The sequence below is a fragment of the Agrobacterium sp. RAC06 genome (assembly GCF_001713475.1).
Classification (GTDB): Bacteria; Pseudomonadota; Alphaproteobacteria; order Rhizobiales; family Rhizobiaceae; genus Allorhizobium.
This window is the reverse complement of record NZ_CP016499.1, coordinates 3,889,454-3,915,128: the sequence shown is the minus strand read 5'-3', so window position 1 is coordinate 3,915,128 and position 25,675 is coordinate 3,889,454. Positions and strand designations below refer to the sequence as shown.

At 62.1% G+C, this 25,675-nt stretch carries 18 protein-coding genes; 10 read left to right on the top strand and 8 right to left on the bottom strand.

What is annotated here, in order from left to right; all coding sequences use genetic code 11:
* Positions 1–30 precede the first annotated feature (30 nt).
* Genes BSY240_RS18555 through BSY240_RS18545 form a run of 3 tightly spaced genes read left to right on the top strand, consistent with a single transcriptional unit; the run spans position 31 to position 3,183 of the window.
* On the top strand, positions 31–708 hold the full coding sequence (locus BSY240_RS18555) for a response regulator transcription factor (RefSeq protein ID WP_054147896.1): 678 nt from the start codon (positions 31–33) through the stop codon (positions 706–708).
* Positions 695–2,089, top strand: coding sequence for a sensor histidine kinase (locus BSY240_RS18550; RefSeq protein WP_054147895.1), 1,395 nt, complete (start codon positions 695–697; stop codon positions 2,087–2,089). The genes BSY240_RS18555 and BSY240_RS18550 overlap by 14 nt, the downstream gene beginning before the upstream one ends.
* Complete coding sequence (locus BSY240_RS18545; RefSeq protein WP_054147894.1) at positions 2,086–3,183, top strand: ABC transporter substrate-binding protein; 1,098 nt, start codon at positions 2,086–2,088, stop codon at positions 3,181–3,183. The genes BSY240_RS18550 and BSY240_RS18545 overlap by 4 nt, the downstream gene beginning before the upstream one ends.
* Positions 3,184–3,271: 88 nt before the next feature.
* On the opposite strand, the gene BSY240_RS18540 is transcribed toward BSY240_RS18545, so the two are convergent.
* From BSY240_RS18540 to BSY240_RS18510, 7 genes are all read right to left on the bottom strand, one after another.
* On the bottom strand, positions 3,272–5,452 hold the full coding sequence (locus BSY240_RS18540; RefSeq protein ID WP_069043294.1) for a TRAP transporter permease: 2,181 nt from the start codon (positions 5,450–5,452) through the stop codon (positions 3,272–3,274).
* Between the two features lie 99 nt (positions 5,453–5,551).
* Positions 5,552–6,529, bottom strand: coding sequence for a TAXI family TRAP transporter solute-binding subunit (locus BSY240_RS18535; protein ID WP_054147892.1), 978 nt, complete (start codon positions 6,527–6,529; stop codon positions 5,552–5,554).
* A gap of 239 nt (positions 6,530–6,768) precedes the next feature.
* Positions 6,769–8,112 carry a sigma-54-dependent transcriptional regulator gene (locus BSY240_RS18530; protein ID WP_069043293.1) on the bottom strand — a complete coding sequence of 448 codons (1,344 nt, stop codon included), beginning with the start codon at positions 8,110–8,112 and terminating at the stop codon, positions 6,769–6,771.
* A complete protein-coding gene (locus BSY240_RS18525; RefSeq protein WP_069043292.1) occupies positions 8,109–9,881 on the bottom strand; it encodes a sensor histidine kinase in 1,773 nt (590 codons plus the stop codon). Before BSY240_RS18525 ends, BSY240_RS18530 begins: the two co-directional genes overlap by 4 nt.
* 191 nt (positions 9,882–10,072) lie before the next feature.
* Positions 10,073–12,616, bottom strand: coding sequence for a methyl-accepting chemotaxis protein (locus tag BSY240_RS18520; protein WP_054148010.1), 2,544 nt, complete (start codon positions 12,614–12,616; stop codon positions 10,073–10,075).
* Positions 12,617–12,883: 267 nt separating this feature from the next.
* Positions 12,884–13,726 carry a 5-dehydro-4-deoxy-D-glucuronate isomerase gene (gene kduI / locus BSY240_RS18515; protein WP_150127500.1) on the bottom strand — a complete coding sequence of 281 codons (843 nt, stop codon included), beginning with the start codon at positions 13,724–13,726 and terminating at the stop codon, positions 12,884–12,886.
* Between the two features lie 132 nt (positions 13,727–13,858).
* The gene (locus BSY240_RS18510) at positions 13,859–14,770 is read right to left on the bottom strand and encodes an AraC family transcriptional regulator (protein ID WP_069043290.1); all 912 of its coding nucleotides are present in this window, start codon (positions 14,768–14,770) and stop codon (positions 13,859–13,861) included.
* A gap of 166 nt (positions 14,771–14,936) precedes the next feature.
* Between BSY240_RS18510 and BSY240_RS18505 the strand changes: the two genes are divergently transcribed.
* From BSY240_RS18505 to BSY240_RS18475, 7 genes are read left to right on the top strand one after another with little or no spacing between them, the layout of a single operon-like run.
* Positions 14,937–16,343: a family 4 glycosyl hydrolase gene (locus BSY240_RS18505; RefSeq protein WP_069043289.1), complete on the top strand. Its 1,407-nt coding sequence runs from the start codon at positions 14,937–14,939 to the stop codon at positions 16,341–16,343.
* On the top strand, positions 16,340–17,224 hold the full coding sequence (locus tag BSY240_RS18500; RefSeq protein ID WP_054147887.1) for a carbohydrate ABC transporter permease: 885 nt from the start codon (positions 16,340–16,342) through the stop codon (positions 17,222–17,224). The genes BSY240_RS18505 and BSY240_RS18500 overlap by 4 nt, the downstream gene beginning before the upstream one ends.
* Positions 17,225–17,226: 2 nt before the next feature.
* Entirely contained in the window at positions 17,227–18,135 is a 909-nt protein-coding gene (locus BSY240_RS18495; RefSeq protein ID WP_054147886.1) for a carbohydrate ABC transporter permease, read from the top strand.
* 4 nt (positions 18,136–18,139) lie between these two features.
* Complete coding sequence (locus tag BSY240_RS18490) at positions 18,140–19,252, top strand: ABC transporter ATP-binding protein (protein ID WP_069043288.1); 1,113 nt, start codon at positions 18,140–18,142, stop codon at positions 19,250–19,252.
* A 33-nt stretch (positions 19,253–19,285) separates the two neighbouring features.
* Positions 19,286–20,542, top strand: a complete 1,257-nt coding sequence (locus BSY240_RS18485) for an ABC transporter substrate-binding protein (RefSeq protein ID WP_069043287.1) — start codon at positions 19,286–19,288, stop codon at positions 20,540–20,542.
* A gap of 11 nt (positions 20,543–20,553) precedes the next feature.
* On the top strand, positions 20,554–22,065 hold the full coding sequence (gene pglA, locus BSY240_RS18480) for a polygalacturonase PglA (protein WP_069043286.1): 1,512 nt from the start codon (positions 20,554–20,556) through the stop codon (positions 22,063–22,065).
* 6 nt (positions 22,066–22,071) lie between these two features.
* Positions 22,072–23,205, top strand: a complete 1,134-nt coding sequence (locus BSY240_RS18475) for a glycoside hydrolase family 88/105 protein (RefSeq protein WP_069043285.1) — start codon at positions 22,072–22,074, stop codon at positions 23,203–23,205.
* 51 nt (positions 23,206–23,256) lie between these two features.
* Here the strand turns inward: BSY240_RS18475 and BSY240_RS18470 are convergent, their stop codons facing one another.
* On the bottom strand, positions 23,257–25,671 hold the full coding sequence (locus BSY240_RS18470; protein ID WP_150127499.1) for a YbcC family protein: 2,415 nt from the start codon (positions 25,669–25,671) through the stop codon (positions 23,257–23,259).
* Positions 25,672–25,675: the final 4 nt, after the last annotated feature.

Here is a 25,675-nt window from a genome sequence, read left to right as displayed (position 1 = left end):
CGCAGCAGTCAGACATGCGAGCGTCCTGCCATGCGCATTCTGCTCGTGGAAGACACGCTTGACGTCGGAGAGGCCATCTCTCGCCGCTTTGAAACCATCGGCCACACGGTCGATTGGGAGACGAACGGCCGTGCGGCCTCCGAGATCCTCGATTTTACCGAATATGATCTGGTGATCCTGGATGTCATGTTGCCGGGCATGGATGGGTTCTCAATTCTGAAGCGAATGCGTGACCAGGGCTCGACCGTGCCTGTCCTCGTGTTGACGGCCCGCTCGGAAATCGACGATCGCGTCGGCGCACTCGATCTTGGCGCGGACGATTACCTGGTAAAGCCCTTCGACTTCCGCGAACTGGAAGCCCGCGCCCGTGTGCTGCTGCGGCGACATGCCGGCGGAGAGGCGACCAACGTGATCGCCTGCGGCGATGTGCTGCTCGACCGCACCCAGCGGACGGTCAAGGTCGGCAACCGCGAGGTTCAGCTGAAGCGCCGCGAAATGACCCTGCTCGAAATCCTTGCGAGCCGCCCGGGACGCGTCTTCAGCAAGGATCAATTGCTCGACCAGCTCTTCGGCTTCGACGAACCGGCAGGTCCAAATGCCATCGAGCTCTATGTCGGACGTCTGAGAAAGAAGCTCGAAGGGGCCAGGGCACGCATCGTGACCGTGCGTGGCGTGGGGTATCAATTGGTGTCCGATGCAGAGGACTAGGCGTTCACTGTTTGCACGCCTCGTCATCCGCGTCGCCGTGGTGCTCGCGGGGGGCGCAGCGATGCTGATGACAGCGGCGTGGCTTTATGCCCGTGCAGCTGCCGACGAAGCCTATGATCGGCTCCTGCAGGGTGCCGCAATCCAAATCCTTGACGGTCTGGTGGTCGAAGAAGGCCGCATCACGGTCAACCTGCCGCCGAGCGCTTTCGAACTGCTCGGCCTCGCACCGAGGGACAAGATCTTCTACCGCGTCATGGCACCCGACGCCTCGACACTCACCGGCTACGAAGACCTGGAGTTTCCGGTCGACATCGCCAATGCCCGTACCGAGGCCTTGTTCCAGACGTCACGCTTCCGCGATCAGCCGGTGCGCATGGTGGCCGCAAGCCGCGCGATTGCAGATCCCTCGATCGGTGGTTGGGCAAATGTTCTCATCGCCCAGACCACAGAGGCGAGACAGCAATTGACAACGGAATTGACCACGCGTGCCCTGGCGCTGGTCGGGGTCATGAGCCTACTTGCGCTCGGGGGAACCATCCTTGCGGTGCGTTACTCGCTGCGACCGCTCGATGTACTCGGCGACACGCTTCGCCGCCGCGACAGCCAGGACCTAACACCGCTCGCCGTCGACGTGCCTCGCGAGCTCGCCCCCTTCGTGGAGTCCATCAACCACTTCATGGGCCGACTGGATGACCGGTTGCAGCTGTTGCAGCGCTTCATCGCCGACAGCGCCCATCAGATCCGCACGCCACTTACGGCATTATCGGCCCAGGTCAGCCTGATCAACGAAGAAGCGCTTTCGGAGAATGACCGCCGTCACCTCGACCGGGTGAAGAACCGGGCATCGGAGCTTGCGCGGTTCACCACGCAATTGCTCAACCATGCCATGGTCATCCACCGGTTCGATTCCGTGCAACTCTCGCCGATAGACGTCGTCGATGTCGCGCGCAAGGCCTTCCGCGCCGCCGTTCCGATCACCATCGACCCTGACATCGTCGTCTCCTTCGAGGCGCCGCCGGAGCCGCTGATGGTGCTCGGCGATGGCTTGAGCCTGCGCGAAGCGATCGTCAACGTCATCGACAATTCGCTGCGCCATGGTGTGGTGTCGAGCCTTGCGGTGCGGGTGATCCGGCGCGGCGATTTCGTTCTGGTCGAGGTGGAAGACGATGGCCCGGGCATCCCAGCACAGGACTGGACGCAAGTTACCCGACGCTTCGTCTCGTCAAAGTCAGGCGAAGGCAGTTCCGGCCTCGGCTTCGCCATCGCCTCTGAGGTGGCCACAACGCTGAACGGTGCGCTGGCCTTCCGCGAACGGACGCCCGGGACAGGCTTCACCACCTTCCTTGAACTCCCCCTGATCGATGCGAGGCCAAGCGCATGAACCTGTCGACGATGTTCCACGCCGTGGTGTCGGGCTTTGTCACGGCGGCCCTGGCTTCGACCTCGGCTCTCGCTCTTGAGGGGGAGCGCTCTGTCTTCCCCGCACCTGGACAGGAGCGGACAAGACTTGTGATCAACGGGGTGACAGACGCCGACGTCATTGCGCCGCTGATCCGGGACTTCCAGGAAACGGCGCGCGATGTGACCGTCGAATTCAACGACTATGTCAGCAACGATCTCTTCCGCGAGGCAGAACTGGCCTGTCGGCAGCAAACGAGTCACGGCGACCTCTGGATTTCCTCGTCGGTCGACCATCTCGTCAAGCTCGCCAACGATGGCTGCGCCAGGTCCCACCAGTCGGAGGAAACAGAGCGTGTATCGGCCTGGGCCAACTGGCGCGACGAAATCTTCGGCTTTGCCTTCGAGCCCGCCGTCATCGTCTATGACGCCTCCCAGGTGCCACCGGAGGACGTGCCGCGCTCACATGTCGAGATCGCCGAACTCTTGCGCCGCAAACCGGACGAATACTGGACCCGGATCGGCACCTACAATGTTCAGCTGTCAGGCGTCGGCTATCTCCTCGCCTTCCACGATGCCCAGCAGGCACCGACGAGCTATGGCCGCCTTCTCGAAAGCTTTAGCCGCGCCCAGGTGGTGACCAGCTGCTGCAACAAGGAAGTGCTCGATCTGATCGAGGAAGGCAGGCTGAAGATCGCCTACAATATCCTCGGCTCCTATGCCTATGCACGCTATCTGCGCAACAATGACATGCGCGTGGTCGTCCCTCGCGACTACACGCTGATCCTGACCCGCGGCGCAATGATACCGACCCAGTCGCCCCAGCCGGATCTCGCCGCCCGCTTCGTCGACTATCTGGTTTCCGAGCGCGGCCAGAAGGTGGCGCGGGAGAAAGCCTTCTACTTTGCGGAAAATGCCCCCCTGCCCCCGGGCGTCGACGGTCCGATCTCGCTGATTGAATCCGGCATTGGCAGACCGATCCGCGTTGGCCCGGCCCTGCTTGCCGCCCAGGATCGGGCGACCCGGGAAGAGTTCATTCGCAACTGGAGCTCGCTCTTCGCGCCCGGTGTACCTTGATCCTGAAAGCAGCAGCATCCCAATGAAAAGGGCGGCGCCTTGTCGGCGCCGCCCTCATTAACTCTAATCGGTGTTTCTGGCTGAACGCTCAGTCCGCCCCGCGAGCGATGGCGCCCGTGGTGACGAAGCGACGCTGGTAAGCAAAGATCGAGCCCCCGACCACCAGTCCGATGACATCGGAGATCAGTCCTCCACTGATCATGCTGAGGGCCCCGACGAGCAGGAGCAGTCGCAGCGGCACCCCGAGTGCACCGAAGAACCATCCCTGGACCGCAGCCGCCAGCATGTAGATACCAAGGCTTGCCGACACGAACACATGCAGGACTTCCAGCCAGGTACCTTGCATTAGCATGGCCTGGGAATAGAAGAACATGAACGGCACCACGAAGGCCGCCAGGCCGATCTTGAAGCTCTCGACGGAGGTCTTCATTGGATCGGATCCCGCGAGCGCCGCCCCTGCATAGGCAGCGAGCGCCACCGGTGGCGTGATCGCCGACATCACCGCAAAGTAGAAGACGAAGAAGTGCGCGGTGAGGACCGGAATGCCGAGATTGACGAGGCCGGGTGCCACCACGGCTGCAGCAACGGCATAGGCAGCAGTCGTCGGCATGCCCATGCCCAGCACGATGGAAATGCACATCGCGAAGAACAGCGCCAGCAGCTGGTTCTGCTCGGCAATACCCAAGAGCAGGCTGGAGAAGCGAGCTCCCACGCCCGTCAGCGCGATGACGCCGACGATGATGCCCGCACACGCGCAGACGGCGACAAGCTGGACCGACATGCGTGCTGCGATGTCGAATGCCTTCGCCAGCAATCGCGGTCCCATGCGGTGCGGCGTCAACCAGCTGACCACGGCCGCGGCCATCATCGACACCGTGCCGGCGCGGATGACCGAATAACCGGCAAACAGGGTGTAGATCAGCATGATGATCGGGATGAACAGGTAAGCCTGCTTCAGCAGCTCTTTGAAGACCGGCAGTTCTTCCTTCGGAAGACCCTTCATGCCGAGTTTCGTCGCCTGCAGATCGACCATGAAGTAGACGGATGCGAAGTAGAGCACCGACGGAATGATCGCCGCAATCACGATGTCCGTATAGGGAATGCCCGTGACTTCCGCCATGATGAAGGCACCGGCCCCCATGATCGGCGGCATGATCTGGCCGCCGGACGACGCAGCCGCCTCGACTGCCGCAGCAGTCTTGGGCGGATAGCCGACCTTCTTCATCAACGGAATGGTCAGCGAGCCCGTCGAGACGACGTTGCCGGCCGAGGTGCCGTTGATCATCCCCATCAGACCCGAGGCGAGGACGGCGACCTTGGCGGGACCGCCGCGCGCACGACCCGCTGCCGCAAAGGCAAAGTTGACGAAGTAGTCGCCGACCTTCGAGGCCTGCAGGAAGGCCGCGAAGGTGATGAACAGGATGATGTAGGTCGAAGACACCGCGACAGGATCGCTCAAGATGCCCTGGTCGGTGAAAATATAGGTGAAGAAGCGGCTGGCATCGTAGCCGCGATGGTTCAGGAAGCCAGGCAGGTAAGGACCGGCAAACGAATACAGGATGAAGATCGAGGCGATCACCACCAGGGCGAGGCCCGCGACACGCCGCGTCACCTCAAGGATAAGAATGACGCCAACGAGGGCAGCATAGAAGTCCGCCGGCTGGGCCATCGCAGTCCCGGCCCTCAGACGAAGCGGCCCGACGTTGAACAGGATATAACCAAGGACCGCGATCGAGGCGATGCCGAGCGCGTAGTCAGCCCAGTCGACGCGGGTACGGTCACGGCTGGGGAAGAACCAGGCAGCCAGGAGGGCGGCCGCAGTGCCGGCGATGAGCGGCAGACCATAGGTTGAGAAGACGAAGGCCGGAGGGCGAGCAGTGCCGGCAACCCAGTAGGCGCCCCAGGCATAGGCGATCATGGCAAAGCCGTAGCCGATGCCACCGACACCCACCAGAAGAAGCAGCCATTCGATTGGATTGCGCCGCACCCGGTCCGGCACAGTGACCGGCAATTGCACGGCCGAGTAGATCAGGAAGCCCAGAAGCAGTCCGCCGCAGACATGGATCAGGCGATAGGTCCAGGTTTCGAGCGGATAGAGGTTCATCACCCCGATATGGAAGGCGGTATAAGCGATGCAGAGGACGATGATCGCCTTGTTAGTCCAGTTTGCATGAAGCCGCTGGTTGCTCGCAACCGGCTCGTCATCGACGTTTTGAGCCACGATGGGCCCAGCGGCTTGCTGCGCTGAGATGTTGTCAGCTTGTGTCATGGTTATGTGTCCCGATAAGGAAGCCGGATCTTGCACGAAGGACGGCGGCAGCCAGAGCTGCCGCCAATTGCCTGCACTGCGAGGCGCAGGTTCCGGGCTTTACTGGCCCTTCAGAGCATCGGGAATGGTGATGCCTTTTTCTTCGAAGTAGCGCACCGAACCCGGGTGGAACGGCAAGAAGGTGTTCTTCTCGATGTTCGCGGAAATGGTCTCGGAGGCCGTGGCATGGATCTGCACCATGCGTTCGTTGTTTTCCATCACCAGCTTGGTGATCTCGTAAGCGAGAGTCTCAGGCATTTCGGCATTGGCGACCGCGAAGTTCCAGAGGCTGACGGTGCTCTGCGGATCGGGGAAGCCCTGGTAGAGACCGCCGGGCACCTCGAAGGCTGCCAGTTCCGGCATGGCGTCGAGGATCTTCTTCTGCTCGTCTGCATTGAAGCCGAAGATGTTGACATCGTTTTCAGCCGCGATCTGCGCGAAGGCCGAAATCGGAACGCCAGCGGCAAAGGCGAAGGCGTCGATCAAACCATCCTTGACCTGGCTCGTCGCATCGTTTGCACCCGAGAACGAGATGACCGGCTTCACGCCAACGCTTTCGAAGTAACGCGGCCAGTAGGTCGCGGCAGTGCCGCCGGCAGGGCCGACCGACACGCGCTTGCCATCGAGGTCAGCCACGGAGGTGATGCCCGACGACTTCAGTGCAACGACCTGGAACGGGGTCTGGTACATCGGGAACAGGGCGCGCAGGTTCTTGTGTTCGACGCCCGGTGCGAGCTCGCTGTTGCCGGTCCAGGCTTCATAAGCCGGGCCCATGGTCACGAGACCCATCAGGTGGTCGCCGGTCTCGATAAGCGTTGCATTCTGCACAGGACCGCCGGTGACTTCAGCGGATGCGTTCACACCCAGCTTTTCCGTGATCAGGCCGGCAAGACCCGTGCCGTAAATGAAGTAGGTGCCGCCCTGGCTGGCGGTGCCAATAGTCATGCTACCTGGCCAATCGGCCTTGTCCTGAGCCGACGCGGATGCAGCAAACGTCAGTGCCATGGCCCCAGCCATAGCGATCATGAACTTTTTCATGAAGTCCTCCCTACATGTTATGACGTGACAGAGTCCGACGCCTCCTCTGGGCCGGACCTTCCGCGAGCTAAGCGCCGGCTTAAGCCGGAGGCAACGTGGCGTGGTCGCCCCTCACCCGCGCCCGACGCTTTTCACGCCGCCCATGGGGGGAAATCGTAACATTTCGAAGAGTCCATGGGTGGAAAGCCACCCATTGATTGTCCCCACAGACGGGAACCGAACCGATCTTGGCCTCAGCCTCAGCCGTCGATAGCCAGATTCTTGTCCAACCCGTGTTTCTGCATCTTCTCGTAGAGCGTCTTTCGCGAGATGCCGAGCTGTTCATAGACAGGCTTCAACGCACCCCCATGGGCTGCAATCGCGCTGGCGATCAATTGCTTTTCATAGGCTGCCACCTTCTCGGCAAGACGTGTGGCCGCGGCATCAGGATCGGTCGCGACGTCGAGCCCGGTTTCAATGCCGAGCACGAGACGATCGGCAGCATTCCTCAGCTCGCGCACGTTGCCCGGCCAGTGGCGCTCGGCGATTTCGGACAGGATCTCCGGCTCAACCTCCATGTCATCGCGACCGTACCGCGCGGATGCTTCGCGCACCAGATGCAGGAAAAGGAGCGGAATATCTGCCCGTCGCTGCGAAAGCGACGGCACCCTGAGCGTCGCGACGTTCAGCCGGTAGAAGAGATCGGCGCGAAATCGCCCGGCAGCCACCTCGCTTTCGAGGTCGACCTTGCTGGTGGCCAGGAAGCGGACGTCGAGCGGCACGGTCTCGTTGGACCCGAGCCGCGTGATGGTCCGCTCCTGCAGGACACGCAGGAACTTCGCCTGCAGGTCGAAGGGCATGGAGCCGATTTCGTCGAGCAGGATCGTCCCGCCGCGACCATGCTCGAACTTGCCGTAGCGCGCACGGATCGCGCCTGGAAAGGCTCCCGCCTCATGGCCGAAGAGCTCGCTCTCGATCAGCGTCTCTGGTAGCGAGGCGCAGTTGATCGCAATGAAGGGTCCTTTTGACCGCGCACTGACATCGTGCAGGCTGCGTGCCACAACCTCCTTGCCAGCACCCGTCTCGCCAATGATCAGTGCATCCGCCTCGGTGGCGCCGATGGCGCGGACACGGTAGCGCAGGTCGACCATGACGGGCGTGCGCCCCGGAAGCCGCGTCTCGATATCGTCGCGCTTGCCCGCGACCGCCCTCAGACGCCGGTTCTCAAGCACCAGCGACCGGCGGTCGAGTGCATGTCGCACGACACCGGCGAGCGCCTGGCTGGCAAACGGCTTCTCGATGAAGTCATAGGCGCCTTCACGCATCGCCTTGACGGCAAGCTGCACCTCGCCATGTCCGGTCACGAGAATGACGGGGATCTCGTGATCGAGTTCGCGGATGCGGTGGAGAAGCGTCATCCCGTCCATGCCCGGCATGCGGATGTCACTCACGACCACGCCATCGAAACCGAAGCCGACCCGCGAGAGGATTTCCTCTCCGGAGGCGAAGGCCTTGACCTGCAGGCCGTGCAGTTCGAGCGCCTGACTGGTGGAGAAGCGCAGCTCCTCCTCGTCATCGACGAGCAAGACCTGTCCTGAATTCACTCCGCTGCCTCGTTCAATGCTTCCGCTTGGAGGAGTTCGATCCGAAACAACGCGCCGCCGCCTTCCCGTTTGCCGACTGTCAGGCTACCGCCGAAATCCTTGATGATATTGTAGGAAATGGAAAGACCGAGACCAAGCCCCTTGCCCACGCCCTTGGTGGTGAAGAAGGGATCAAAGATGCGCTCGACGATCGCCGGCGGGACGCCCGGGCCGCGGTCTGCGATCTCGATCACCACGCGTCCCTGTGTGCTCCGCGCCGAAAGCTCGATCTTGCGGTCCTCCAACCCCTCCACGGCATCGCAGGCATTGGTGAGGATGTTGACCAGAACCTGCTGCAGACGCACGGGGCCGCCCTGCACGGCCGGCAGATCGGGCTCGAAACTGAGAGACAGGCTGGCATCGGCGGTTCCGAGGCGGGCCGAGACGATCTCAAGCGTCTCGCGGACCACCTCTTCGATAGAGATCGGGCCAAGCTTCTCGTTCGGCTTGCGGGCAAAGTTGCGCAGGTGACGCGAGATCGAGGCCATGCGGTCGATCAGGCTGGAAATGCGCCCGAGATTGTCGCGTGCCTCTGATATCCTGTCGCGATCGATCAGCATCGTTGCGCTGTCGGCATAAGTCTTGGCGGCCGCGAGCGGCTGGTTGAACTCATGCGACAGAGCCGCCGACATCTGGCCGAGACCGGCGAGCTTGCCAGCCTGGATGAGATCGGCCTGGGTCTGACGCAGTTGCAGGTTAACGCGCGCGAGGTCGGCCGTGCGCTCCTCGACCCGCCGCTCCAGCTCGGCCTGCGCCTCGATCTGCATGTGCATCCGCTCCTGCAGCCGGGCGCGACGCTGGATGACAACGGCGAGCCCCAGAACGAAGAGGCAGAGAAACAGCAGGATGGCGACCAGCATGGTTCGCGCCTGGGCGTGGATCGTGCCGGTGTCGAAAAGCACTTTCACGGTCCAGTCGGCATCCGGCATATAGTGTTGCAGGACGAGATATTCGCGATTTCCATCGCTCTGGTTGATGGTCATCAACACATGATCGTCGAGTGCGCCACGCTTGATCGGCAGGTCCCGCAGGACGGCGTCCGAATACCGTCGCGAGGCCGAGGTGCGTTCGAGACGTTCAGGTGTCAGCGGCAGCACCGAGGCATAAAGCCATTCTGGATTGCCGGTCATGAAGATGATCCCCTCGGGATCATGCACCAGGATCTTGTATTCACCGCCGCGCCAGGACGTTTCGATATCTTCGATGTCGACCTTGAAGGCGATGACGCCGCGAACCACGCCATTCACTTCGATCGGCGAGGAGAAATAGTAGCCGCGTTTGGCCGATGTCGTGCCAAGCGCGTAGAAACGCGCCTGCTTGCCCGCAGCCGCTTCGAAAAAATAGGGGCGATAACTGAAATTCTCGCCGACGAAGCTCGCCTCACCGTCAAAATTGCTGGCCGCGATCGTGTTTCCATCCATCGTCATCACATAGATATCGGAGGATTCGAGTAGCGTGTTGATCTCCTTGAGATAGCGATTGGTCGCATCGCGAAGGGCCGGATTGCCCGGGTCCAGCACAAGCTCCTTCATGTCGTCATGGTCGGCGATCAACGCTGGTAGGGTCTCATAGCGGCTGAGATGGCCCGATAGCGCCGAAGTCGCCAGGCGCAGCGCACTGTTGGCCTGCAGCGACGCTTCGTCCATGACCTTGCGCGTCATCAACCGATTGCCGACAGTCATCAGCGCCAGGCTCGCGGCAAGCAGTACGAGGACAAGCGCAATGATCATGCGCCGGGCCACAGCCAATCGCCGTGCGGGTGGTACCATTCCGATCGTCAAATGCGCGCTCCTCATCGTCCCGAGGATAACTGCCCGGCTGCAGCTTTCCAAGCCGGCTTGCACGCGCGACTGTCTGCTCGCAAAAAAGCCGCCGACCCACAGGGAACGGCGGCTCATGATCTTGCAGCGATCGACGGCAATCAGGCGGCGCGATGCTGCGTGTGCGTGGCCTGCTGACGGCGGCCTTCGGGAGCCAGCTTGAACTGGTTGACAAGCTGCATCAGCGCATCCGCCTCGTCGGCTAGTTGACGGGTCGCGGCATTGGTTTCCTCCACCATCGCGGCATTGCGCTGGGTCATCTGGTCCATCTCGTTGACGGAAGAGTTGACCTCGGCCAGCGCATTCGACTGGTCGCGGCTGGCCATGGCGATTACCGAGACGCGGTCGGCGACGGTGATGATGTTGGCCGAGATCTCGGCGAGCACAGAACCCGTCTGCTGGACCAGCTTGGCGCCGGAAGAGACTTCCGTGCTCGACTTGTGGATCAGGTCCTTGATCTGCTGGGCAGCCCCCGCCGATCGCTGTGCGAGCTCGCGCACTTCCTGGGCAACGACAGCAAAGCCCTTGCCGGCTTCGCCCGCACGCGCTGCTTCGATGCCCGCATTGAGCGCCAGCAGGTTGGTCTGGAAGGCGATCTCGTCGATCACGTCGATGATCTGGACGATCTGGCCCGAGGCATCTTCAATCCGGCCCATGGCGTCGATGGCGTTTCCGACAACCGTCGACGAAGTGTCCGCGCGGCCCTTGGTATCAGCGACGATGTTGTTCACTTCCTCGGCCCGCTCCGCAGACGACTTGACGGTCACCGTGATCTCGTCGACGGCAGCGGCCGTTTCCTCGAGCGAGGCCGCCTGCTGCTCGGTGCGCTTGGCGAGTTGGTCGGCTGCACTGCTCATCTCGGCGGCGTTGCGCTGGATCATGTAGGTGTTCGAGCGGATCTGCGTCATCGTATCCTGCAGGTGCTCGAGCGACTGGTTGAAATCGTTGCGCAACTGCTCGAGACGGCCGTGGAACGGCGTGTCGATGGTTTCGGAGATGTCGCCCTTGGCGAGACGGCCGAGACCGGTGGCCAGCGCATTGACGGCGAAGTCGATCTGGCGATCGATCTCCTGCTTTTCGAGATCGTTGCGACGACGCTCGTCCTCCGCCTGAGCGCGCTCGGCTTCGCTGCGGCTCTCGATTTCGATCTTCGAGAGTGCGTTCTGCTTGAAGACGCCGAGCGCACGGGCCATCTCGCCGATCTCGTCAACACGGGCTTCGCCGTTGATCTTCGTATCGAGAACACCTTCGGCCAGGCGACGCATGGCGCCAGTGATCTGGCCTATCGGCCCCTTGAAGGTCATCACAAGGCCGATGCCGGCGAAGATGGAGATCAGGATGCCGAGTGCCGTTGCGCTGATGGAAATCGAGTTGGCTTCCTGACGTTCCTGCCCAGCCGAAACCTTCTGCATTTCGGCGAAGGTCGTGAGTTGCTGCCAGATGATGTTGAGGTCAGCGGCCGCCTCTTCGAAGCTTGCCTTCCGTTCCTGGCTCACCTTTACGAGTTCAGCACTCGCGCCAATCATCGTATCGACAGCGGGGCCGAGATCCTTCTTCACCTGCATCAGGATCGGCTGATCCGCAGCGGTCTTGTCCAGTGCGCCAAGGAACTTCTTCACCGCGTTGAACTGCTGCTCTAGCAGCATCCGGTTCTGCTCGGTCGGCTCCAGCAGGAAACGGGCCATCATGATCTGCACGGCGTAGCCGGCGGCCATGACCTGTCGCCCGTCTTCGATGACGGCCTGGGCCTTGGCAAGCGGCGCATCGAGTTCGCCGAACTTGATCGTCGCTTCCTTCATCTTCTGCTGTGCTGCGAGGCCGAGATAGGCGTTGAGCTGCGTGAAATTGCGCAGCTGTCCGGCCATTCTCTTGAGAGCATCCTCGGACTTGTCATTGGTGGCAAGCGCTGCCTTCAGGTCACCGCCGATCTTTTCCAGCGTCTTGGCGGCCGACAGGTTCGCCTTCGGCAGCACCTCCACCAGCACCTGCTGGCGGGCAATAATTTCGTCGATACGCTCCCCGATAACGGCGAATTTCTCATCCGGCGTCTTGGCCTTGGTGAATGCGGAATTGGTTTCCGTCAGAAAGGTACCGGTGCTGCGGATGCTTTCGGCGTCTCGCAGCATAGTCTTGGCCGATGCATCATCCGCCTGCACAGCGCGCTCCATGGTGGCCATGGCGGCCGTGACGCGTCCCTGAGCGACAACGACCTGTTTGCCACCCTTCTGCAGGGTCTCGACAAGGGCGGTCTCGGACGCATGGAGCCTCCAGAGATCGTCGATATGGACAAAGACCTGATCGATCAGCTTGCCGGCCTCTTCGAGTTCACCACGACCATCGGCGTCGGGAGCAAGCTGCGCAAGCGTGCTGTCCAGATCACGTCGCTGCTGCTCGAGGCGACCAGTCAGATCAGCCTTGGCCTCTTCGGTCGTATTGGCGAGAAAGCTGCTCATGGAGGCGGAGACGTCGCGGAAACCGCTTAAGGACTGGAGTACGCTGTTCGAGATTTCGATGCGGCCCTGCAGCAGTCCCGATGCATAGAGCCCGGTAAAGCCGACGGCGGAAATGCTGATGACGAAAGGCAGAATGAAAATCAGCACCTTCGTCTGGATGTTAAAGCGCGACAATATACGGTCAATGAACACGGTCTTGGTCTCCTCCGACATCGGCGACGAGCAAAGTTTGCTGTCGTCGAAGTCCATGTCTGAATCGGACGAAGCATGGGCAAGGAAGACTAATATGAGTTTAATAAGACCGCTCAGATTGGCGCATGGGCAGTGCTGGAGACCGATCCGAACGACCCGCCAGACCACAACCAAAAATAGAGATTGCGCACACGATGAGGGGCACACGAGATGGACGATCCCGCATGCCCCAACTTAAGCCTGTCTCCCGACCATAAGAGGAGGATGTCAGCGCATATCCTCGATGGCGACCGCATCGACATCGGTATAGTCGACATTGTCGCCGGCCATGGCCCAGATGAACGAATAATTCGCCGTGCCGGCCCCGGAATGGATCGACCAGCCGGGGGAAAGGACAGCCTCTTCGTACTTCATGATGATATGCCGCGTCTCGTCCGGTTCGCCGAACAGATGGAAGACACGGGTCTTCTCCGCCATGTCGAAATAGAGATAGACCTCCATACGGCGGTCATGGATGTGGCAGGGCATGGTGTTCCAGACCGATCCCTTGGCCAGACTCGTCATGCCGACCACCAACTGGCAGGTCTTCACGCCTTCGGGATGAACGAACTGGAAGATCGAGCGCTCGTTGCTGGTTTCCTGCGCGCCGAGATCGAGCCGCTTGGCGTCACCGATACCGATGTGGCGGGCCGGATGGCGGGTATGTGCCGGAGCACTGAGCAGGTAGAACTTTGCTGGCTCATCAGCCGAGATGGAGGCGAAACTGACCGACGACCCCATACCGGCATACACCATGTCCCGGGTGCCGGCTTCGAACCGTTCTCCGTCAACCGTCACGACGCCTGCCCCGCCGATATTGACGGCGATCATCTCACGACGCGCGAGAAGCTCCGGCGTACCAGCCGGCTTGATCGTTTCGAGCGGCAGTTCCAAGGCGAGCGGCACGGCCCCACCGACGATCATGCGATCGTAGTTCGTATAGTGAAGCTGGATGCGGCCCGGCACGAAGAGCGGCGGCAGCAAAAAATTCGAACGCAATTCATCCGTGCCGAAACCGGCAGCGGTCAACGGATCGATGGCGAAGCGATTGGTAAAATCGGTGTGCGACATCATTCCTCCCATGCATGTTATGTGAAGTTATCATACATGTTGTGCATCGCGCGGCAAGGGAGAAAATCGTTCATCAGGCGACACGCGACAGCGGACTGTGTGTGCACCATGAGAAAGTCATAAGACAGGTTGTCAGCCACGCGGCAACGGATAGGCCACCTGGCCATCCTCTTCGCCCCTGGGAAAGGCGCCCTCCCGGTTGCGCCGTTCGGCGTCCCTGTATCCCTGCGGACTGATCCCGATATAGCGCTTGAACATGCGGGAGAAGTAATAGGCGTCCGCATAGCCGGAGAGAGCGGCCGCCCGCTTCACCGTACATCCACCGGCTAGCAACCCCATGGCGCGCTCCATGCGCTTGAACTCCTGGAACTTGTCCATGGTCCAGCCGACGCGCTTGCGGAATTCGCGCTTGAAATAATCCGGATTGTAGGGTGCTGCCGCAAGAACCTGGACGGTGATCGCCTCGTTCAGCGGATCGGCGGCAATCTGGCTGGCGGCGACCATGATCGCCAGCGACAGCTGGTCGGGATTGGCGACCGTCCCGACCGACTGCTCACGCCAACCGATGAAGGCCTGTTCGATATATTCGATCAGCAGGAACATGAAGACATGCTGCTGCTGCAGGCTCGTCGAATAGGGCGGCGCCGTCTCGCGAAAGTGCCGGACCACTTTTTCCAGCATGTCCCAACGCGCGAGCTTCACCGACAAGGCGAGATCCATCTGGGCGATGAGGTCGAGGCGACCGAAGAGATCCAGCGTGAAATGCTGCGCAACCCCGGTATAGGGCTCAACCGAAGCCGACCGCCCGACGAACCGCGTATCGGCCGGCAAAAGCATCGCCGAACCCGGCTCCATCTCCACCGTCTTCCCCTCGACTTCATAGATCCCGCGACCGCTCAGACAGATCACGAGATCATGCACCCGGTTCGATTTGTCGATCGACCAGGTCTGCGAATGCTGCATGCGTATGGTCGAACGTGTCAGGTTGAGCGCCAGCGCCTGCATCGGAATGCCGCTGAGAACACTACCTTCAGTTTCGTCCATCATTTTTCCCCTATTTGTCGATTTCCGCACGAGACGTCTAAAGAGATATTAGACACAGGACCGGTCGACTTGGGAAGACCGGGGAGGATATCAGGAGGAGGAGGGTAGACGGCGAGACGGGCCACGGAGGTAGCCGGTCGACGCATCGTCCACCCTGCATATTGCGATGCAGAAAACGGAATACACGCGCCCCGTCACCATCGCCTATATCGGCGGCGGCTCACTCAATTGGGCCACGAAGCTGATGGGCGACCTCGCCCAGGATGGAACGGTGCCGGCGACAGTCCGGCTCTATGACCTCGACCATGCGGCCGCCGAGCGCAACGCCCGTATCGGCACCCGCTATGCCGCCCGCAGCGAGGCCGGGGCGCCCGTCACCTATACGGCAGAACGCACGCTTGAAGCCGCCCTCACCGGTGCAGACATCGTCATCATCTCGATCCTGCCGGGCTCCTTCGAGGACATGGCGAACGACATTGCGATCCCCGAGCGCTATGGCATCCGCCAGTCGGTCGGCGACACCGTCGGCCCCGGCGGCTTCATCCGCGCCATGCGAGCGATCCCGATGATCGCCGAAATCGGCCGCGCCATCGCCCGCCATTGCCCTGAAGCCTATGTCTGCAACCTGACCAACCCGATGTCCGCGTTAACGGGTACGCTCTACGCGGTCTTTCCGGAGATCCGCGCCTGGGGGTCCTGCCACGAGGTCATCAAGACCCGCAAGATCATGGCCTACCTCGCCAACCGCCAGGCAGGCGAAGTGCTCTACGGCTACCGCGATGCCAAGGTGAACGTGCTCGGCATCAACCACTTCACCTTCGTTGATCGGGCCGCTGTTGGCGGTATCGACACGATGCCGGCCTATCTCGATTTCGCGAGAGAGCATCATGCGACCGGCTGGCGGGAGTCGCCGCTAGATCCTGCAAACGAACACGATCGCTACTTCACCGACAGCTTCCTCATGAAGTTCGATCTCTCGCTTCGCTTCGGCATAGCGGCAGCTGCCGGCGACCGCCATCTCGTCGAGTTCCTGCCCCAGTCGTGGTATCTCGATGATCACGCCGCATGGAAATTCGGCCTGACCCCGGTGGAGTTCCGCATGCGCGAGCGAAAGGAAAAGGTCGATTATGCCGATGCTCTGGACAAGGGCGCCGACCTGCCGCCAGCCCGCGCCTCGGATGAAGCCATCGTCGAGCAGATCAAGGCTCTGATGGGCGGCCCCGAGCATGTGAGCAACGTCAACCTGCCGAACCGCGGGCAACTCGCCGGCTTTGCAGAGGGCACGATCGTCGAAACAAACGCCCGCTTCAGTGCACTTGGCATCCAGCCCATCGTTGCCGGACGATTGCCGCAGGCACTCGAGCTGCTCGCCCGCCCCCATGCCGACAGGCAAACCGCGCTTGTCGAGGCGGTACTGGCTGACGATGTCGACGCGCTCTTGCCGCTCTTTGTCTCGGATCCGCTCGTCGCCGCTCTTTCACAGGGAAAGGCAACCCGCCTCTTCCGCGAAATGGTCGCCGCCACCCAGCATCGTCTGCCTGAAACCTTGGCCAAAGCAGGAGATGCAGCATGAGCGGAGACAGCCGTTATCTCGGGCTCTTCTATCTGGCGCCCTACATCATCGGGTTGCTCATCTTCACAGCGCTGCCCTTCGTCATCTCGCTCTACCTGAGCTTCACCGACTACAATCTGATGAGCGCGCCGATCTTTACCGGCCTGGACAACTACATCAGGCTCTTCACGAGCGATCGTACCTTCATCAAGTCGCTCAGCGTCACCCTGTTCTATGTCTTTGTCACGGTGCCGCTGGAGCTGTGTTTTGCACTCTTCATTGCGGTGATCCTGAACTACAAGCTGAAGTTCATCAATCTCTACCGCACGGCCTTCTACGTGCCCTCGATCCTTGGTGGCTCGATCGCCATTGCCGTTCTATGGCGCTACATGTTCGCCGATGTCGGCCTGATCAACATGGGCCTCGCAACAATCGGCATCGAACCGATCAACTGGTTCGGCGACCCGACCAATGCCATGTTCACGATCACCCTGCTGCGCGTATGGCAGTTCGGCTCGGCCATGGTGATCTTCCTCGCCGCACTCCAAAGCATCGACAAGAGCCTTTACGAGGCCGCCGCGATCGACGGTGCCGGCAAGTGGAAGAGCTTCGTCTACATCACCCTGCCGCTGATCACGCCTGTCATATTCTTCAACCTGATCATGCAGATGGTCCAGGCCTTCCAGGAGTTCAACGGCCCCTACATCATCACACAGGGCGGCCCGCTGAAAGCCACCTATTTCCTGCCGATCTACATTTATGACGAGGCCTTCCTGCGCTTCGACATGGGCTATGCCTCGGCCATCGCCTGGGTGCTCTTCCTCATCATCATGGCGCTCACCCTTATTGCCTTCTGGTCCTCGCGCCACTGGGTCTACTACGCCGGCGACAAGCGGAGCTGATCATGACAGACCACGCCCTCCCCCACGTGACCGCAGACATCGACGAAGTCGACAAAATCAATCGCCGCGATCTGCGCCGACAGAAGCTGACTACCGTGTTCCGTTATGCCCTTTTGACACTGGTCGGCCTCATCATGCTCTATCCGCTGGTCTGGCTGATCGGCGCTTCGTTCAAGACCAATTCGGAGATTTTCGCCAACCCGGGTTTCTGGCCGGACAACCCGACGGCGGATGGCTATATCAGGGGCTGGCAGACCTCGACGCCCTACACCTTCGGTACCTTCTTCCTGAACACGCTCTGGATCGTGCTGCCGAAGATCATCGGCACGGCGATATCCTGCACCGCTGTCGCCTATGGCTTCGCCCGCTTCGATTTTCCGTTCAAGAAGCTGCTCTTCGCAACCCTGATCGCGACGCTGCTCCTGCCGAATGTCGTCACCCGCATTCCGCAGTACCTGCTGTTCCGCGATCTAGGCTGGCTGGATACCTATCTGCCGCTCTGGGTCCCCTCCGCCTTCGCCGGCGACGCCTTCTTCGTCTTCATGCTGGTGCAGTTCCTGCGCGCCATTCCGCGTGACATGGAGGAAGCAGCGCGCGTCGACGGCGCCAATACCTGGCAGGTGCTGGTCTTCATCGTCATTCCGCTGCTGATGCCGGCCCTGATTTCGGTCTGCCTCTTCCAGTTCATGTGGACGATGAACGATTTTCTGGGACCGCTGATCTACATATCCTCGGTAGACAAGTTCCCCGTTTCCCTGGCGCTGAAGCTCTCGATCGACACGACAGAGGCCTTCGAATGGAACCGGGTGCTGGCGATGTCGGTGCTGACGCTTCTGCCCGCTCTCACCGTCTTCTTCCTCGCCCAGAAATACTTCATCGACGGCATCTCCGCCGGCGGCATCAAGGGATAAGCTCATGGCCCGGTTGCAACTGAAAAACCTCGAAAAAGACTATGGCGCCTTCCGTGCTGTGCATGGCATCAACCTCGAAGTCGAAGACGGCGAGTTCATGGTCCTGGTCGGCCCCTCCGGCTGCGCCAAGTCGACAACGCTGCGCATGATCGCCGGCCTCGAACGGATCACAGGTGGCGAAATCCGCATCGGCGGAGAGCTTGTCAACGACAGAGCCCCCGGCGATCGGGGTATCTCCATGGTCTTCCAGAACTACGCGCTCTATCCGCATATGAAGGTGAAGAAAAACCTCTCCTTCTCCATGCGCCTCAAGCGCCGCCCGCAGGCGGAAATCGACGAGGCGACTGACAAGGTGGCGGGCACGCTGGAGATCGGCGCCCTGCTCGACCGCCTGCCGAAGCAGCTCTCCGGCGGCCAGGCCCAGCGCGTCGCCGTCGGGCGTGCGCTGATCAAGAAGCCGCAGGTCTTCCTCTTCGACGAGCCACTCTCCAACCTTGACGCCAAGCTGCGCGCCTCCATGCGCGTGCGCATCACCGATCTGCACAAGCAGCTGAAGGCCGACGGCATGGCAGCCACCGTCATCTACGTCACCCACGACCAGACCGAGGCCATGACCATGGGCGACCGGATCTGCGTCATGAAGGACGGGCACATCATGCAGGTGGCCGATCCCGTGACACTCTATAACCGCCCGGCCAACGCCTTCGTCGCCGGCTTCATCGGCAGCCCGGAGATGAACCTGATCGCGGCCGAACTCTCCGGCAACGGCGAACTGGTGACCGCCGGCCAGACGCTGTCGATCATCGATGGCCTTGCGCAACGGCTGCATCAGGACGCACCGCGCGAGGTCACCATCGGTATCCGCCCGCAGCATCTGAGGATCGCGCCGCCCGAGACGGCAGGCACGCTGTCGGGGCGCATCAGCCATGTCGAGTTCATGGGCCACGAAGTCTATCTCTACGTGGATATCGGCGGCGAACGTCTCATCGCCGTCGTGCCCTCCAGCCAATATGACCGGTCCGCCATCCGCGACGACCGCGTCTGGCTGAGCCCGGATATCCGGTCCACGCACATCTTCAACCGAATGACGGGCGAGAACATCTCGCTCGCCGACTGAAGCCGTCATCGTTCTAACTTGGGAGGAGCCAGAATGAGAACCTTGATCATGACCGCCGCACTTCTTGCGGCAACCAGCCTGAGCACTGCCTATGCTGCCGATCTTCGCATGTCCTGGTGGGGCAGCGACGATCGTCATATCGCAACGCAGGAAGCCTTGAAGCTCTGCGGCGGCAAGTTCGGCCATACCATCTCGCCGGAATTCACCGGTTGGACCGGCCACCAGGAGAAGATCACCACCCAGCTCGCCGGTCGCACCGAAGCCGACATCATGCAGATCAACTGGCCCTGGCTGCCGATCTTCTCGAAGAACGGCGACGGTTTCGTCGATCTCAACCAGTTCAAGGACGTCATAGACCTCAGCCAATGGGCAGAGGCGGATCTGAAGAGCGGCAGCGTTGACGGCAAGCTGAACGGCCTGCCGGTCTCGACCACCGGTCGCGTCTTCATGTTCAACAAGACCACCTATGACAAGGCGGGCCTTGCCATCCCCACCACCTGGGACGAACTGCTCGCCGCAGCCCCGGCCATGAAGGAAAAGCTCGGCCAGGATTACTATCCCTTCGAAGGCACAGCCCTCGATGCCCGTCTGGTCGTGATCCTGCGCACCACCCAGAAGACCGGCAAGGACCTGATCGATCCCGCCACCAACCAGGTCGCCTGGACGGTAGAAGAGCTGGCCGATGGCCTGAAATTCTACCAGACCATGGTCGACCAGGGTGTCATCAAGTCCTGGAAGGACGTCGCCGCCGGAGGCAATGCGCCACTGCATGAAAACCCGGCCTGGGCCAGCGGCAAGATCGCCGGCACCTATCAGTGGGACAGCACCTACGGGAAGATCGCCGGTCCGATGGAAGACGGCCAGCAACTCGTGCCGGTCAAGCTCCTTCAGGTTGAAGGCGCAACAACCGAAGGTGTTTACCGCAAGCCCTCCATGCTCTTCGCCATCTCGAAGAACAGCAAGGAGCCGAAGGCGGCAGCCGAAATCGTCAACTGCCTGCTGAACGATCCGGAAGCCATCAAGATCCTCGGAGCAACCCGTGGCGTACCCTCGAGCAAGATCGCGCTCGACGAACTGACCAAGGCAGGCTCGATCAAGCCGGTTCAGGTCGAAGCCAACAAGATCGTGCTGGAAGGCGCTGGCGTCGGCGTCTCGCCGCTCAACGAGCATCCGCGCGTGACAGATGTCTTCGACAGCACCTTCGAAGCCTTCGCCTATGGCCAGGCTTCGGCCGAAGACGCCGCCGCCGAGATCATCGACGGCATCAACAGCGCGCTGACCGGCATCTGAGGAGGACGATCTTGACCGACGGCCCTATCCAGCTGCTGCACCGGACTTCTAGGACAGCAACCCTCACGATCGAGGCGGACGCGCATCTGTTCGCTCTCGACCGGGTGTTGCCCTGGGTGCTGCAGCTGGGAGACGGCACGACGGTCAAGACCGGCAGCGCGACCTCGGTCGTGCTGTCCCTCGACGGTCTCGAATCGGAGAGCGAGTACCGCTTCTCGACGGCGATCGGTGGGACGACCTTCCGAACAGCCGACGAGCCGGCCCTGGTCGATATCCGCGACCACGGCGCAAGCCCTGACAGCCTCGACAATACCTCGGCGATCCAGTCCGCGATCGCTGCGGTGCCGGCGGGTGGAACACTCCGGCTGCCCGCCGGCTCCTGGACTTCAGGCCCGCTTTTCCTGAAGAGTGACATGACGCTGCTGATCGAGGACGGCGCGGTTCTGCAGGACATCGGCACACGCGAGGGACGCCCGGTTCTATCCGCCCGGCATCCGGACGGACGCGTGCTCGGCACCTGGGAAGGGGTCGCGGAAGCTTGCTTCGCCAGCCTCCTCAACGCCATCGATTGCGACAACCTGACGATCTGCGGCAAGGGTATCGTAGACGGCGGCGGCGATCGCGGCGACTGGTGGACCTGGCCGAAGGAAACCCGCGACGGAGCCCGGCGCCCGCGCACGATCTTCCTGTCCGGCTGCCGTGATCTGACCATGGCCGGCATCACCGTCCAGAATTCCCCCTCCTGGACTGTCCATCCCGTGCTTTGCGAGGACGTTCTCGCGGCGGGACTGACGATCCGCAACCATCCGCACTCCCCCAATACCGACGGGCTGAACCCTGAATCCAGCCAGAACATCCGCCTGATCGGCCTCGACATTTCGGTCGGCGACGACTGCGTGGCAATCAAGGCCGGCAAGCGCGATCCGCGCGGTGGCCCGGATCGGCCGACCCGCAATGTCGAGATCCGCAATTGCCTTATGCAGCGCGGCCATGGCGCCGTGGTCATGGGCAGCGAGATGAGCCAGGGGATCAGCAACGTCACGATCAGTCGCTGCCATTTCATCGGCACGGACCGGGGCCTGCGCATCAAGACCCGGCGTGGCCGTGGCGGTAGCGTCTCCAAGATCAGCGTCCATGACTGCCGCATGGAGGATGTCGCGACCCCGATCGCCGTCAACGCCTTCTACTTCTGCGATGCCGATGGCCGCTCCGACTACGTCCAATCCCGCGCCGCCCTGCCCGTCTCGGCCGCCACGCCGAAGATCGAGGGGATCGACATCCGCAATCTCGAGGTTTCAGGCGCCGAAACGGCGGCAGCCGTCTTCTACGGGCTTCCGGAATCGACGATCGACGCAGTGTCGATCGACGGTATGCGCATCGCCTATAGCGCCGATGCAAAACCCGCCGTGCCGGAGATGGCCTGTCATCTGCCGGAGCTGCGCCATGCCGGCATCATTGCCGAAAACACGAGGTTCAGTCGTCTGACGCGCCTCTCACCCGCTTCCATTCACCCGGACCCATGAAGACCGATGCTAATTTCCTATTTCGACGACTACGCCCGCGACTACGAACCCTACAAGGCAGGTGCCTGGTGTTATGAGGACGGCTGCCTCTATCGTGGCCTCATCACGCTGCACGAAGCGACGGGGGACCGGCGCTGGCTCGACCACCTGACCCGTCTGGTCGACGCCCAGGTGGATGCCGACGGCGGTCTTGCTGACTACAGGATCACCGAATTCAACATCGACAACATTCAACCCGGACATGCACTGCTTTACCTCCACCGGCTGACCGGCCAGGCCAGCTATCTGGATGCAGCACGACAGCTCGGTCGCCAGTTGACTCATCATCCCCGCATCGCAAGCGGCCCCTATTGGCACAAGCTGCGCTACCCGCATCAGGTCTGGCTGGATGGCCTCTATATGGCCATGCCGTTCAAAGTCGAGCTTGGCTTGGCATTGGGTGATCAAAGCCTCATGGACGACGCTATCGCCCAGTTCAACACGGCGCTCGACCTGACTTTCGACACAGCCTCCGGCCTCTATCGCCACGGCTACGACGAGTCGCGACTGCAGGACTGGGCCGATCCCAATACCGGCCTGTCGCCGGCGCATTGGGCCCGTTCCATCGGCTGGCTGGCCATGGCCTTTGTCGACGTGATCGAGCATCTGCCGGAGGGCGATATACGCCGCGACCTGTCGGCGCGGTTGGCAGCGCTTAACGATCGGCTCGCCGCCCTGGTGACAAAGGATCATCGCTGGCTGCAGGTGATCGATGCGCCAGATACGAGGGACAACTACCCCGAAAGTTCGGCAACGGCCATGTTCGCCTACGCCCTGCAGAAGTCCGAGCGCCTCGGCATCGACCGACATGCGGCCCTTGGGCGGTCAGCGCTTCAAGCACTTGCAGATCTCGAAGTCAGACCTGTCGAGGGCGGGCGGCGGCAGTTGCAGAATGTCTGCTGTGTCGCGGGCCTCGGCCCCTTCCACGGTATCTATCGCGATGGCAGCGTTGCCTATTACCTCACCGAAGCCATCCGCCCCGACGACATCAAGGGTGTTGCTCCGCTGATGATGGCTGAGGCCGAGCGTCTACTCGCAAAAGGCACCGCCCTTGCCCAAAAAGGCGAGGGATGGCGACCGCCGGCGGTGAACGCCGTCTGACGCGGAGCATATGGACCGCCGGCGGGGGAGCCGACGGTCCTGTCTTGAAGCTCAACTCGCAGCCTTCTGCTCGACATCCGATGCCGCACCCGGACGGACATCCGTCCAACCGAGATTGCCGGCATAGCGCCAGGCCATCTGACCCTGCTCGTCGAGCGTGAAGAGATGCAGCCAGCCATTGTCGAACAGGGCGCGCACCTGGGCATGCCGCTTAAGGATGTCGGCGATCGCCTCCTTGGGCGCCTCGACGGCAACCGTCAGACGCAGTGGCTCGTGGACGAAATTCTCCCCGTCGTGGACCGACTGCCAGGGGAGCCCAGCCCGCATATTGCCACCATTGCCCTCGACGACGCCGATGCCACCGACGACATTGTGCAACAGCTTGTTGCCAGCACCAAAGAGCGACGGCGCAACCGACGAGCCGAAATACTGCAGGCTGATCCAGCTCGCAACGACGACGGGGGCCGTCAGGATCAGTTCGAGGATCTTGAAGCCCTCGTCCTTCTTCCAGACATAGTCATGCAGGAAGGCCTGACCTTCCAGCGACCGGCCTGCCGTCCTTGTGCGCGGTGCCGCGATGAAGGCGCGGCAGCCCGCGAGCCCGAGCTCGGGCCGGACTTCAGACCAATCCCGACTGCGCTCGATGACGCTCTCCGCTGAAGCCCGAGGCAGACGCCGCGCCCGCTCGGCGCGCGTCAGGCGGCCGGCCTGGGCAAGCCACTGCCGGATGCGAACGATATCCTCCGCTGCGAGGTCGTTCTCCAGGTCGCCTTCGAACAGCGTCACCGTATCAGTCGTCGTATCATGCAGGCCGCCGAGGAAGACGGTATCGGTCGGGATGGTGATCCCGTTCAACGCCAGCTTCTCGCGCACGGCCCGGTCGTTCAGCAGATCGGCCAGAAGACGCGCGTTGACGTCGCCCGCATAGCCGCCACAGGCGCCGCAGTGAAGGGCGCTGGCATAGGGGTTGTTGACCACATTCGCGCCATGACCGGAGATCAGCACGAAGCGGCCGAAACCTTCGGTGAGCGACATGGCCTTGAGCACGGTTTCAGCAACCACCGCCCGCGTGTCGAGATCAAGGCTCGGGGCAAAGCGCGGCTTGGCCGCATCCGGACCCTTGCCCTTGCCGAAACCGAGACCGTCGCGCATCAGCTTGCCGGCATAGACGGGGCCCATCGCCTCGACGAAGGCGAAAGAGGAAACGGCGGCCAGCTTGAAACGGCCCCAGGCGCGAGTGGCACGGGCGCTGAACCGCGCCTGCTGATCGGCATCCTCATCGTGATCGACGGCGCTGCAGCTGAAGACGGAAGGCTTCAGGAGAACCGGCAAGCGATGCTCTGATACGTCGGAGGCAAAGCCCTTGTGGCTTGCACCCAGACCAAAGAAGCCGGCAAAGCCGAGTGTGCGAACAGCAGGATCAACGCTTTCGAGCGCGCGGCGGAAGACTTCCGAGCGCACGTCGATGCAGAAGGCCGCCTGCAGGACTGGCCGCAACTCGGCAACCTTGATCGATGAGGGTGCAGCAAGCGTGGCCGCGAGCTTCCGCTGTGCTGCGCGCTCGGCAGCGACCTGCAGCAACCCGTCGATGACGGTATCGAAATCCGGGCTGACCGGCTCGACATGGGCGCGCCGCACCTGCTGCCACTCGCTCTCGATATCCGTCTTGTGACGCGCATAGAGCGCCTCTTCGAACACGAGCCGGATCGCCAGCAGTTCAAGCGCCGTTGTATCCGTGCGGCCCTCGACCTCGGCCTTGAACTGGATGTGGCGCGCGAATTGCGCCCAGCCCCCGACGGTCAACAGGAGCTGATGGAAATAGGTGCCGGGCTCGGCACCAAGGCCGAGGGAGACAGCCGCCCGTTCGATCGCCGCATATGGTGTCTCCGGCGTTTCGTCGACATGGATGCTGAAGCCTTTCAGGCCCAAGATTTCCGGCGTCAGGTCGTGGGTCGCAAAGGCGCGCCAGGCGGCATAGAGCCCGTTACGCCGGGAAGCGGCCCAAAGGGCCTGCCCCTGATCGAAGAAACCGGCCGCAAAGGTGCCGATGCGCTCGGAGACGAGGCCCGGCCAATCCTTGCCCGTGGCCCGCGCGGCAAGCTCCGCGATCGTCGGGAGTGCCACAACCGGCTGCAGCTCCTCACCAACGGCAGCCTTGAGCGCCGGCAGGTCGATGCGGTTGAAAAGCGCGCTCGACTGGAGCGCTGCAACCAGATCCTCATCCGTGATCTCGCCCTTGGCGATCTGGTCGGCATAATGCTTGCGCGGCAATGCCAGCCTGACGCCGCCGATCCGGGCGAGCCGGGCCGCCGTCTGGTCGAGCGTCTCGGTGATCTGGCCTAGGAAGGGGTTGACGGCAACGGTCGCTGTCAGCGGCCAGGCCGGCGGGATGGCCCGCACGGCCTGATCCGCCGCCAGCACGAGTGCTTCACCATGCAGGGTGTCCACTGTGGTCATCTCGGTCATCGGG